The organism is Rhodococcus sp. OK519 (genome assembly GCF_003051005.1).
In the GTDB taxonomy this organism is placed as follows: domain Bacteria; phylum Actinomycetota; class Actinomycetes; order Mycobacteriales; family Mycobacteriaceae; genus Prescottella.
The window spans coordinates 18,744-30,231 of the sequence record NZ_QAOW01000008.1; the positions used below are offsets into that span (position 1 = coordinate 18,744).

Here is an 11,488-nt window from a genome sequence, read left to right on the forward strand (position 1 = left end):
ACCAGTCGAATTCTCCGTCGGATTTGCGGCGAGCCGGACGAATCGCCGGGTGGAACCTTTTCACTGCGCGGGAAGCCGTATGGCGGTTGATGGCAATTCGGGACACGCTGGGCCCTGACGACATCCGCGACAGACAGAGGCTGACGATGACTACTGAGATCAGTTACGAGGACACCCTGCGGGAACTGCACACCGATCAGGGCGTGCTCCGCTACCACCAGGCCGGCGACGGTCCCCCGCTGCTGCTGCTGCACGGCTCCGGCCCCGGTGTCACGGGCTGGCGCAACTACCGCGGCGTCCTCGCGGACTTCGCGAAGCACTTCACCTGCTACGTCCTCGAGTTCCCCGGCTTCGGCGTCTCCGATCCGTGTGACGGCCACCCGATGGTCGAGGCCGTCAATGCGGTCCCCGTCTTCCTCGACGGACTGGGCCTCGGTGCGGTCGACATCATCGGCAACTCGATGGGCGGCGGCGTCGGCGCCAACATCGCAATCGCACACCCCGAGCGGGTGAACAAGCTCGTCTCGATCGGCGGCATCGGCAAGAATGTCCTCTCCCCGTTCCCGGGCGAGGGCATCAAGCTGCTCACGGAATTCACCGACAACCCGACCCGCGAGAGCCTGGTCCGCTGGCTGCAGTCGATGGTCTACAACCCCGCGATGGTGACCGAGCAGCTCATCGAGGAGCGCTGGGCGCTCGCGACCGAGCCCAAGACGCTCGAGATCGCCCGCCGGATGTACAGCAGCAAGGCGATGGCCGCGATGGCGGCCGCCAACGCGCAGGCCGACATCACGCCGTACTGGGCCCGACTCGGGAAGATCAAGGCCCCCACCCTCATCACGTGGGGCCGTGACGACCGCGTCAGCCCCGTCGACATGGGCCTGCTGCCGATGCGCGACATCCCCAACGCCGAGTTCCACGTGTTCCCGAACTGCGGTCACTGGACGATGATCGAGGCCCGCGACGCCTGGCTGGCGTCCGTGCTCTCCTTCCTCCTGCGCGACCGCAAGTGAACTGAACGCTCCTTCCGCGGATCACCGACCACCCGGTGATCCGCGGAAGACGCGAATCGTCATGGTCGGCCGGTGCACCACCAACAGCCACACCGGCAACACCGCGAGGCACAAGGCCGGCAGCACCGACACCGAACCGGCCATCGCCACCGGGATGAAGATTCCGAGCCAGCAACTGCGCACCGCCACCACCACCGCGCCGAGCACGCCGCACGCGATCGCGAGCGTCACCGGCACCGCCGGCATCAGCGCGTGCCCGAGCAGCCCGGCGGTCACCCCGATGGCCGCCGATGCGATCACACGCCCTCCCCGGAACCCGCCCGCGGCCGCCACCGAGAAGGCAACGAGGCTGCACAGGCCCAGCACCGTGAGTCGCAGGATCGACAGGTTCGGCGCCTCGTCGACCAGGGACCGCATCGTCGAGACGTCCTTGAACATCGACTCGCGGCCGCCGAGCGCGCCCACCAGGCCCAGCACGACGCCGGCCGCCCCCGTCATCAGCACGGGATTGTGCACGCGGTGGAACAGAGTGTGCAGGCCGCGGTACGCGTACACCGCGGCCAGCATCGCAACCGCGGTCACCGTCGCGATCGCCATGCCCCCGATCAGGTCGCGCAGCGTCGTCGTCCCATAGTCCGGCATGTCCAGCGCCAGCACGGGTCGATCGAGGATCGCCATCGTCATGGTCCCCGCGCCGGCCGCGACCAGCGGCGCCGACACGGCGTCCCACAGGTTGCCCCGGACCCGGCGCCCGGTGAGTTCGAGGTACGCGAGCGGCGCAGCGATAGGAGTTCCGAACTGGACACCGATCGTCGCGGCCGTCGCGAGCACCACGACCCGGTCGGACGCGACCGTCGGCGCCATGCGCGCGAGCACCCACACAGCGAGTGCCGCGTTGACTGCGACGAGGACATTCTCCGGGCTCAGGCTGACGCCCGCGCCCAGCGCGATCACCAGCGCAAGCAGCAGGCTCGGCAGTACGCGCAGCGGCATCAGTGGTCCGATCAGACCCGCCGTCGCCGAGTCGCGGCCACCGTGCCCGGGGACCAGCCAGACGATCAGTCCGACGACGACGCCCGCAGAGGTCAGCACCGCCACCGGCCACCACCGGGCGTCGCCCGAGAAGCCCAGCGCGTCCGGCACCCGCTCGTACAGGAACACGGCGAGGACCCGGGCAGCGGCGAGCACCGCAATGGGAACGGCCGTCGCGGCGACACCCACGAGGACCGCGAGGACCGCCTCGCACGCGATCACACGGGCGGCCGGGTGCTCCTCGTCCGTCAACGGTGCCTCCCGCGGACTCGGCGGCTCATCTCGGCGCCCCGTCACCGTACTTGCCGCGACCGGATCCGGGGCGTGACTTCCGATTCGCCTGCCCGACAGGTACCTCCGGTTCGCCTACGCTGTCGTTAGTCTGTCGGCACGGCACCCGCCACCCCGACGCCGGTTGTCTCGGAGGGGTGTCGTGCGGTCCTCGAGGTTCTCTGTCGCCCTGGCCAAGGAGGCGCTCGCCGCCCGGTCGGAATCCGCACAGGGCTGGCTACGCGGCACCCCTCCGGGTCGGACCGTGCAACGCATTCTGTCCGGCGTGGTCGACATCGAGTGGGCGGACCGATCCATGACCCTCGCGGCCCAGTCGTTCACCTCAGTGCTGCCGGTCGTGATCATGGCATCGACGATCGGCAGCCACGACACGTTCACCAAGGGATTCTTCGACCAGTTCGGCATCGACATGGACAGCGTCGAGGTGGGCCCGGACAGCTTCGGCGTCGACGAACCGTCGTTCGCCGCCTTCGGAATCGTCGGGTTGCTGATGGTCCTGCTGGGTGGCACCTCCTTCGCCCGAGCCCTCGGCCGGATGTACGGACGGGTGTGGCACGTCCCGACCCTGAGATTCGCGAGTTGGTGGCGGTGGCTGGCGGTACTGCTGTCGGTGGCGTCCTCCGCAGCGCTGATCGGCGCCACCCGGGTACTGCGCGGCGTCCCCTATCTGGGCGGCCCGCTCTCCCTGGCCGCACAGTTCGTGGTGTGGACCGGGTTGTGGACCCTGGTGCCCTACCTGCTCACCGAACGGCGGCTGTCCGCCCGAGTGCTGTGGACGACCGGCGCGATCACCGCGGCGGGTCTGACGATCCTGCGGATCGGGGGCAACGTCGTCCTCCCCCGGACGCTGGCCACAGCCGAATCCAAGTTCGGCGAACTGGGCCTGGTGTTCACGGCCATCGGCTGGATGTTCGTCGCGTGCGGCATCGTGGTCGGCGCCTCGGTCGTGACGAAGGCGCTCGCGCTCGATGAGGGCCCGATCGGGCGGTACCTGCGCGGACCGGTGGAGCCACTCACGGAAACCTCCATGATTCGCTGAAGGAACACCTCAGGAACGTCGCCGCGCCGCACCGAGTCGCTTCTCGGTGTCCTCTCCCCGCGGGAGCGCGCGGAGCTCGCGCAATCCGCGAAAACTCAAGCGACGCAATCATTGATCGAGCCTCCAGGTTAGACCGTTACGACATCGTTACCTTCAGTGGAGACCTTTCGGTTTGCGCAGTTCATGGCGCCGCCCGGGAGGGTCGAGCTCCTCGCTCACGCCGATTTTGACGTTCCCTTTGCCCCGTTTGCCCGGGTCATCTGTTGCGGGTCGGGCAAACGGCGTCGATGGTGGAGAGGTGATCTTGGTCTCGGAGAATGCGTGAGCTTGGATCACGTTCCGATGGTTCACATTTGAAAGGGGATGAACATGCAGTTGCGTAATCGGAAGAGTCTCGGTCACGCGGTCGGTGGGGCTGCGATCATCGCCGCGGCAGCGCTCGCGGCACCCGCTCTGGCCTCGGCCGAGCCGATCGAACTCACGAACCCGACGATCACCACCGCAGTGGAGGAGAACACCCTCTCGGTGACCGTCGCCAACCCCAACGTCGATCCCACGAGCAGTTGCGGCGCGTTTGCACTCGAGGTCGCAAAGCTGCCCGCACTCAGGGACGATCCGAGCAAGATCACCGAGCCCGGCTTCCTGTCGTGGCAGACGGATGTTGCCGATCGCGTCGGTCCCGAGTCTCAGGACACGTTCAGCACCGATCTTGCAGACGGCGCGTATGCCGTTGTCGGAGAGTGTGTTTCGGAGACCGTCCCGACTCCAGCGGTCGGAGAACCTCAGCTGGTGACGGTCGGCGGCGTGCTCGGTAGCGTCGATCTCGGTAGCCTGCAGGCCCTGCTGCCCGCAGACCTGGATCTCGGTAGCCTGCTCGAGGCGCTCCCGGGTGGCATCGGTGACCTCATCGCCGGCCTGCCCCTCGGCTCCACCGCTCCGGCAGCCTGATTCCGCACCCCCGCTTCCCCGGGGCGGCGCCGGCACCCATTGGGTGCCGGCGCCTTTTCCCTCCCCAGGGAGTCTGGCAGTCAGCTGCCGAATGCAAATCCGGTGAAGGCTCTCTGCAGCGAGCCCGCATGATTCGAGACGAACTGGAAGAGTGTTCCCACTCCTGTTGTCAGATGTGCCACCTGCGGCAGGCGCGGCCCCGTCGTTCGCACCCTATGCGGAATTTTGCACGGGTAACGATCTCTGCGTCAACGTGGATTCGTCCTGCGAGGCAATGATTTTCGATTCGGTCCAACCGGCGGAAGGGGACGAATTTCACCCTCCGATTTCACCCTTTCGCGACGTTCGGTTCTTCCGCACCACGATTCCTACTCCGAGGCCGCCCGCGGACCACACCTCCCGGCCTAGCCTGAACAGCAGGGCACATCCGGTTCGAGGTCCCGGGAGGAGCACTCGATGAGCGCGGAACCGACAACCCGAATAACCCGCACCACGGTCAACTGGAGACGTCTCTGGGCGGGCGGTGTCGCCACCGCGATCGTCGCCGCCCTGGCCGCCATGGTGGGGGTCCTGGCCGTGCGGGGCCCGATCGACACCCCCGTCATCTCGCCACCACACACGCCGTGGGACTCGGAGGTCGCCACCGTGGCCGTCTACTCCGCGATCGCGGCGCTGATCGCGACCGGACTGCTGCATCTCCTGCTGATCTCGACGCCTCGCGCGACGACATTCTTCAGCTGGATCGGAGTGCTCGCCACCGCCGCGACGGCGCTCTGGCCGTTCAGCGTCGATGCCACCACCAAGTCGCAGGTCGCCAGCGGGGCCATCTACCTCGTGGTCGGCATCGCGATCGTGTCACTGCTCTCAGGCGTCGCCGCGTCCTCGCAGAGCACGCTGACCGCGAGCGCGAGGAGAACTCACGGGCCGTCGGATCCGACGTAGATCGGACGAGGTGCATCCACGACCGGCAGGCGCTGATACTCGTGCGGCTTGGTGAATCGACCGGCGAGTTCGATCCGGCACGCGCGCTGCTCGACGAACTTGCTGCCGAGTTCCTTCGTGAGCCTCTCGTCGAGTTCGGGACGATGTTTCGCAGCCCGGGCCTGCGCGTGGCCGGCAAGATCTTCGTGTTTCTCGGCCACGACCACCGGCTGATCGTCAAGCTACCGCGCCACCGCGCCCAGGAGGTCGTCGCCGCCGGCACCGCCCGGGAAGTCACGATGGGCAGCCGAACGATGAAGGAGTGGGTCTCCTTCGATCTCGACGACGACGACCTGGACGGCACGCTGTCCATGTGGCGCGACGCGGCCCGCGAAGCACACGAATTCGTTTCCGGCGCTGTGTAACAGAGCTATGCCGGTCAGACGCCGCGAATCCTGGCCGTCGCCTTGACCTCCACGAGAATGCCTGGCATCCCGAGGGCCGCGACTCCGACCGCTGTCCACGCCGGCCGCGCGCCGTTCTGGAAACGCGCCTTCGCCGCCATGAACTCGGTCATGTGTTCGGGAAAGCCGACGTGGAAGCTGGTCAGCTCCACTAGATCCTGTGGAGCCGCACCGTGCTCGGCGAGCAGCGCGCCGAGCGTCGCGAACGCGAGGTCGTACTGCCGTTCCGGATCCGCCGGAGCGCTTCCGTCCGCCTCGAGGCCGACCTGGCCCGAGCAGAACAGCAGATCGCCACTGAGCACGGCATTCGAGTAGCCGTACTCTTCTTCCCAATTCTTCGACACGTCGTGTCCCTTTCGATTTCCAGGTCAGCGCAGGTAGCCGTGGTGTGCAACGGGGTCGACGGCGTCGTCCCGTCTACTCGCGGCGAGTCCACGGAGGAGGATGTTCCGCAGCTCTCGCGGATCGATCACGTCGTCGTAGAACAGGGTCTGTGCCAGCGCCCACGGCCCCGACGACTCGTTCTCGACGAGCGCGCGGCGGGTATGGTCGTCTTCCTTCGCGGTACGCCCGCCGACGTCGGCGGGGATGCCACCGAGCGTGACGGCCGGGAATGCGAGTGTCATCGTCTGGTTGTCGTACGGATTGGCGCCCATCACGGAACTGCCGAATCCGAACGCCTTGCGCACCGTCACATGGAACTTCGGCGTTCGCAGCCGATGCTGTGCGGCGAACATGCGCGCACTGGCCTTGAGGATGCCGGCCTTCTCGGATCCACTGCCCGCCATCACGCCCGGGTTGTCCGCGAGGAACAGTACCGGGAGATGGAAGGCGCCGGCGAGCTGGAGGAATGCCGCTGCCTTGTCGGCAGCGGCCACGGTGACGGCCCCCGCCATCACCGTCGGCTGGTTCGCGACGACGGCGACGGAGTGTCCGCCGATCCGGACCAGTGCGGTGATGATCGATGTCCCGTAGGTGGGCTGGATCTCGGTGACGGTGCCGGTATCGGCCAGCGCGCCGAGCATTGCCCGCATGTCGTAGGGCCGCTTCTGGTTCACCGGGATCAGATCGAGCAACTCCGGCAGGGACCGCTCGCCGACATCGTGGTTGCCACCGTGCGGGCCCACCCACGGCGGGCGCTGCCACGCACTGCTCGGGAAGTACGACAGGTACCGGCGGGCGAGGGCCAGCGCGGCCTCGTCGGACTCGGCGAGATTATGGGCGACGCCGGACGTCTCGATCGCGACCTGCGGTCCGCCGAGCGTTTGTTTGTCGATCTGTTCGCCGGTGGACGCCGCCACGAGCGGCGGCCCGGCAGTGAACAGCGCGCCGTGGCCGTCGACCATGATCACGAAGTCCGACAAGGGCGCGGCCAGCGCCCCGTGCCCGGCGGACGGCCCGGTCACGATCGCCACGGTGGGGACCAGCCCCGACAGATCGGCCATCGCCTGAAGGTCGTTGGGCGCCGGACGATTTCGTTCCAGCGCATTCGTGGCGCGGTGGCCGGCACCCTCGAGCATCATCACCAGCGGCGTCCGGTTGCGCAGCGCGAGCTGCGCGGCGCGGGCGCGCTTGGACGCGGCCGCAGTGCCGATCGAGCCACCGGCGACGGTGAAGTCCTCCGCCCCGATCGTCACGGGCCGGCCGTCGATGGTCCCCGTTCCGGCGACGAACGCGTCCGACGGCACCGCAGGATCACCTGTGAGCGGCCCCAATTCGACGAAGGTTCCCGGGTCCACCAGCGTGCAGACCCGCTCCCGGGCGTCCAGCCGTCCGGACGAGCGGTAGCGCGCGACCTTCTCCGGACCTCCCATCGCGCGGGCAGACGCCTTCCGCTCGGTCAGTCGTTCGAGGAGCGGGCCCCAGTCGGCACTGTTTCCGGTAGACACCCTCGACACCCTCCTCGATTCCGCGCGTGAGCCGGGTCACATCGGCCACCGTCGGGGTGAATGTACGAAGGAATGTACCCGGGTGCAACGGGCGTCCCCACTGAGCGGAAATGACGCGTGCGCGGCCACCCCGACCTGAAGGCCGGCGTGACCGCGCACGCGGGACGAGCAGGAGCTAGACGAGCAGCTCAGCGATCTGGATGGTGTTGAGCGCCGCACCCTTACGCAGGTTGTCGCCCGAGACGAACAACGCCAGACCGCGCCCGTCGGGGGCACCCGGGTCCTGACGGATCCGGCCGACCAGGGACACGTCGCCACCGGCGGCGGCGAGCGGGTTCGGCACGTCCACCAGCTCGACGCCGGGGGCGTCGGCGAGCAGTTCCTTGGCGCGCTCGACCGACAGCGGGCGCTCGAACTCGGCGTTGATCGCCAGCGAGTGGCCGGTGACGACCGGGACGCGCACACACGTGCCCGACACCAGCAGACCCGGAAGGCCCAGGATCTTGCGGCTCTCGTTGCGGAGCTTCTGGTCCTCGTCGGTCTCGCCGCTGCCGTCGTCGACGAGCGCACCGGCGAGCGGCACGACGTTGAACGCGATGGGCGCGACGTACTTGTCCGGGGCCGGGAAGTCCACGGCCGCACCGGAGTGCACCAGCTTCTCGGCGTCGCCGACGACGGCGCGCACCTGGCCGACGAGCTCCTCGACACCGGCGATGCCGCTGCCCGAGACCGCCTGGTAGCTGCTGACGATCAGGCGCTGCAGGCCCGCCTCGTCGTGGAGCACCTTGAGGACCGGCATCGCGGCCATCGTGGTGCAGTTCGGATTGGCGATGATGCCCTTCGGCGGGTTCTTCGTCTCCTCCGGGTTCACCTCGCTGACGACGAGGGGGACCTCGGGATCCTTACGCCACGCCGACGAGTTGTCGACGACGATCGCGCCGGCCGCGGCGAAGCGCGGGGCCTGCGCGCGCGAGAGCGTCGCGCCGGCCGAGAACAGCGCGATGTCGATACCCTTCAGGTCCTCGTCGGAGGTCGCGGATGCGTCCTCGACGACGATGTCCTCACCACGGAAGGGCAGCGTCTTACCGGCCGAACGCGCGGATGCGAAGAACCGCACCTTGTCGGCGGGGAAGTTGCGCTCCTCGAGCAGGGTGCGCATGACGATGCCGACCTGGCCGGTGGCACCGACGACAGCGACCGTCACATTCTTCGTCGCTTCGCTCGTCTCACTGGTCATAGCTCTACTACCGTCCCGTTCCTGCGTGCACGACGGCCGCTTCCTCGCCGCCGAGTTCGAATGCTGCGTGGATCGCCCGCACGGCGTCGTCCAGATCGGTGTCCTTGACGAGCACCGAGATGCGGATTTCCGACGTCGAGATCAGGTCGATGTTGACGCCGGCGTCCGCGAGGGCCTCGCAGAACTTGGCGGTGACGCCCGGGTGGCTCTTCATGCCGGCGCCGACGAGCGACACCTTGCCGATGAGGTCGTCGAACAGGATCTGCGTGAAGCCGATCTCCGACTGCAGGGCCGTCAGCTTCTCCACCGCGCGCGGGCCGTCAGACTTGGGCAGCGTGAAGGTGATGTCGGTCTTGCCGGTCTCCACCTTCGAGATGTTCTGGAGCACCATGTCGATGTTGATCTCGGCGTCGGCGACCGCACGGAAGAGCTTGGCGGCATGGCCCGGGGTGTCGGGCATGCCGACGACGGTGACCTTGGCCTCGCCGCGGTCGTGGGCAACACCGGTGATCAGGGCTTCTTCCACGGGAATGTCCTCCATCGATCCGGACACGATCGTTCCGGGCTTGGTCGTGTATGACGAGCGAACGTGCACGGGCACGTTGTAGCGGCGGGCGTACTCGACGCAGCGCAGCATCAGAACCTTCGCGCCGCAGGCGGCCATCTCGAGCATCTCCTCGAAGGAGACGGTGTCGAGGCGCTGGGCGTCGGGCACGATGCGCGGGTCGGCGGTGAAGACGCCGTCGACGTCGGTGTAGATCTCGCACACGTCCGCCTTCAGCGCCGCGGCGAGCGCGACGGCGGTGGTGTCGGAGCCGCCGCGGCCGAGGGTGGTGACGTCCTTGCTGTCCTGGCTCACTCCCTGGAAGCCGGCCACCAGCACGATCGAACCCTCGTCGAGCGCGGTGCGGACCCGGCCCGGAGTGACGTCGATGATCTTGGCATTTCCGTGGCTGCTGGTCGTGATGACGCCGGCCTGTGAGCCGGTGAACGACCGCGCCTTCGCGCCGAGGGAGTGAATCGCCATCGCGACGAGCGCGTTCGAGATGCGCTCACCCGAGGTGAGCAGCATGTCCATCTCGCGTGCCGGCGGCACGGGGCACACCTGCTGCGCGAGGTCGAGCAGCTCGTCAGTGGTGTCGCCCATCGCCGAGACGACCACGACAACGTCGTTGCCCGCCTTCTTGGTCTCGACGATCCGTTCAGCGACGCGTCGGATGCGCTCGGCGCTCGAGACCGAGGATCCCCCGTACTTCTGGACGACGAGAGCCACGCGTGTGTACCTCCGGATAGATGGGTTGATGCAGTCCAGTGGTCGAGCTTACCGAGGGGTGTCCGCGTCAGTGCAGGGCGTCCTCACCGACTGTGCGTGCGACCTGTCGGGCGCGCGGGTGGCAGCATCGTCGCCGTGGACATCACCCGCAGGCTGACCACGCGTCCCACGGAGGAACGCGCTTCGGTCTCCCCACTCGAGCTCTTCTTCGACCTGGTGTTCGTCTTCGCGCTCACCAGAGTCACCGACCTCATGGCCGACGATCCCACAGGGATCAATCTCCTGCACGGCATCCTCGTGATGGCCGTGCTCTGGTGGAGCTGGGTCGGCTACTCGTGGCTCGCGAACCTCGTGCGCGCCGACGAGGGTGTCGTGCGGGTGGCGATGCTTGCCGCGATGTCGGCGGTGTTCATAGTCGCGCTCACCATCCCCGAGGCGTTCGACGACCTGCCGGGCGGACTCGACGGCCCGATGGTGTTCGCCATCGGATACTTCGCCGTCCGACTGCTGCACATCCTGATGTTCCTGGTGATCAGCAAGGACGATCCGCAGCTACGAGGTCAGGTCAAGCGGTTCGTGCCGTCGATGCTCACCGGCACGGCTTGTCTGTTGATCGCGTCCCAGCTGACCGGCCCGTGGCAGACAGTGATGTGGTTCCTCGCGCTGGCCGGGGACTATCTGGGCACCCTGGTCGGCGGCACGAACTGGCGGCTGCGCTCGGTGAGCCACTTCGCCGAACGGCACGGGCTGTTCGTGATCATCGCGCTGGGTGAGTCCATCGTCTCGATCGGCATCGGGGTGGCAAGCCTGCCGATCACGTGGGCCATCGTGGTGGCGTCGCTGCTCGGGCTGACGGTGTCGTCGCTGCTGTGGTGGGCGTACTTCGACGTCACCTCACTGATGGTCGAGCACGCCTTCGAGGAGGCCGAGGGCCGGCGCCGCATCCAGATCGCGCAGCGCTGCTACAGCTACGCGCACCTGCCGATGGTGATCGGCATCGTGATGCTCTCGCTGGGTCTGAAGAAGATCCTCTTCTACGTCGGCGACGGCAATCACCACCGCCTCACCGACCCCCTGCAGGGCTGGCCGTTGGCGGCCATGTTCGGTGGCGCGGCGCTGTACCTGGCAGGACTGATCGTCTTCAAGCTGTACGGCGTGGGCGCGTTCAGCGTGCCGCGCACCGTCACTGTCGTGGTGCTGGTGGCGTTGATCCCGGTGGCATGGCACCTGCCCGCGCTCGTCACGCTCGGCATTCTCACGGCGGTACTGCTGGCACTCGTCTCCTACGAGATGCGTGTGTTCGCGGAGGGCCGGCGCACCATCCGGGCCTGACTCTCGAGCCGGCGCGACCAGGTTCCGGATGACGAACGCACCACCGCGA

Annotated in this window: 11 protein-coding genes; 6 read left to right on the forward strand and 5 right to left on the reverse strand. The window is 67.8% G+C overall.

The genetic code is table 11. The features are described from left to right. Positions 1 to 146: 146 nt before the first annotated feature. Positions 147 to 1,013 carry an alpha/beta fold hydrolase gene (locus C8K36_RS18935; RefSeq protein ID WP_107986085.1) on the forward strand — a complete coding sequence of 289 codons (867 nt, stop codon included), beginning with the start codon at positions 147 to 149 and terminating at the stop codon, positions 1,011 to 1,013. A 21-nt stretch (positions 1,014 to 1,034) separates the two neighbouring features. On the opposite strand, the gene C8K36_RS18940 is transcribed toward C8K36_RS18935, so the two are convergent. After that, positions 1,035 to 2,297, reverse strand: a complete 1,263-nt coding sequence (locus C8K36_RS18940) for an ion channel protein (protein WP_258195495.1) — start codon at positions 2,295 to 2,297, stop codon at positions 1,035 to 1,037. Between the two features lie 181 nt (positions 2,298 to 2,478). Between C8K36_RS18940 and C8K36_RS18945 the strand changes: the two genes are divergently transcribed. The 4 genes from C8K36_RS18945 to C8K36_RS18960 all read left to right on the forward strand — a co-directional run bounded on the left by C8K36_RS18945 (position 2,479) and on the right by C8K36_RS18960 (position 5,669). Further along, positions 2,479 to 3,375, forward strand: a complete 897-nt coding sequence (locus C8K36_RS18945) for a hypothetical protein (RefSeq protein WP_107986086.1) — start codon at positions 2,479 to 2,481, stop codon at positions 3,373 to 3,375. Between the two features lie 369 nt (positions 3,376 to 3,744). Continuing rightward, positions 3,745 to 4,323, forward strand: a complete 579-nt coding sequence (locus tag C8K36_RS18950; protein ID WP_258195496.1) for a hypothetical protein — start codon at positions 3,745 to 3,747, stop codon at positions 4,321 to 4,323. Between the two features lie 456 nt (positions 4,324 to 4,779). Continuing rightward, positions 4,780 to 5,265 carry a DUF6069 family protein gene (locus C8K36_RS18955; RefSeq protein ID WP_107986088.1) on the forward strand — a complete coding sequence of 162 codons (486 nt, stop codon included), beginning with the start codon at positions 4,780 to 4,782 and terminating at the stop codon, positions 5,263 to 5,265. A gap of 41 nt (positions 5,266 to 5,306) precedes the next feature. Further along, on the forward strand, positions 5,307 to 5,669 hold the full coding sequence (locus tag C8K36_RS18960) for a hypothetical protein (protein ID WP_107986089.1): 363 nt from the start codon (positions 5,307 to 5,309) through the stop codon (positions 5,667 to 5,669). 14 nt (positions 5,670 to 5,683) lie between these two features. Here the strand turns inward: C8K36_RS18960 and C8K36_RS18965 are convergent, their stop codons facing one another. The 4 genes from C8K36_RS18965 to C8K36_RS18980 form a co-directional block, all read right to left on the reverse strand. Then, a complete protein-coding gene (locus C8K36_RS18965; protein WP_107986090.1) occupies positions 5,684 to 6,052 on the reverse strand; it encodes a RidA family protein in 369 nt (122 codons plus the stop codon). Between the two features lie 24 nt (positions 6,053 to 6,076). After that, on the reverse strand, positions 6,077 to 7,597 hold the full coding sequence (locus tag C8K36_RS18970; protein WP_107986091.1) for an acyl-CoA carboxylase subunit beta: 1,521 nt from the start codon (positions 7,595 to 7,597) through the stop codon (positions 6,077 to 6,079). 175 nt (positions 7,598 to 7,772) lie between these two features. After that, positions 7,773 to 8,834: an aspartate-semialdehyde dehydrogenase gene (locus C8K36_RS18975; RefSeq protein WP_107986092.1), complete on the reverse strand. Its 1,062-nt coding sequence runs from the start codon at positions 8,832 to 8,834 to the stop codon at positions 7,773 to 7,775. Positions 8,835 to 8,841: 7 nt separating this feature from the next. Further along, on the reverse strand, positions 8,842 to 10,107 hold the full coding sequence (locus C8K36_RS18980) for an aspartate kinase (protein WP_107986093.1): 1,266 nt from the start codon (positions 10,105 to 10,107) through the stop codon (positions 8,842 to 8,844). 135 nt (positions 10,108 to 10,242) lie between these two features. Between C8K36_RS18980 and C8K36_RS18985 the strand changes: the two genes are divergently transcribed. After that, on the forward strand, positions 10,243 to 11,439 hold the full coding sequence (locus tag C8K36_RS18985; protein ID WP_107986288.1) for a low temperature requirement protein A: 1,197 nt from the start codon (positions 10,243 to 10,245) through the stop codon (positions 11,437 to 11,439). Positions 11,440 to 11,488 lie beyond the last annotated feature (49 nt).

What these genes read in the sequence shown, in the direction of transcription:
- C8K36_RS18950 (WP_258195496.1), top strand. Translation starts at nt 3,745, where the DNA reads ATGCAGTTGCGTAATCGGAAGAGTCTCGGTCACGCGGTCGGTGGGGCT.
- C8K36_RS18935 (WP_107986085.1), top strand. Translation starts at nt 147, where the DNA reads ATGACTACTGAGATCAGTTACGAGGACACCCTGCGGGAACTGCACACC.
- C8K36_RS18975 (WP_107986092.1), bottom strand. Translation starts at nt 8,834, where the DNA reads ATGACCAGTGAGACGAGCGAAGCGACGAAGAATGTGACGGTCGCTGTC.
- C8K36_RS18955 (WP_107986088.1), top strand. Translation starts at nt 4,780, where the DNA reads ATGAGCGCGGAACCGACAACCCGAATAACCCGCACCACGGTCAACTGG.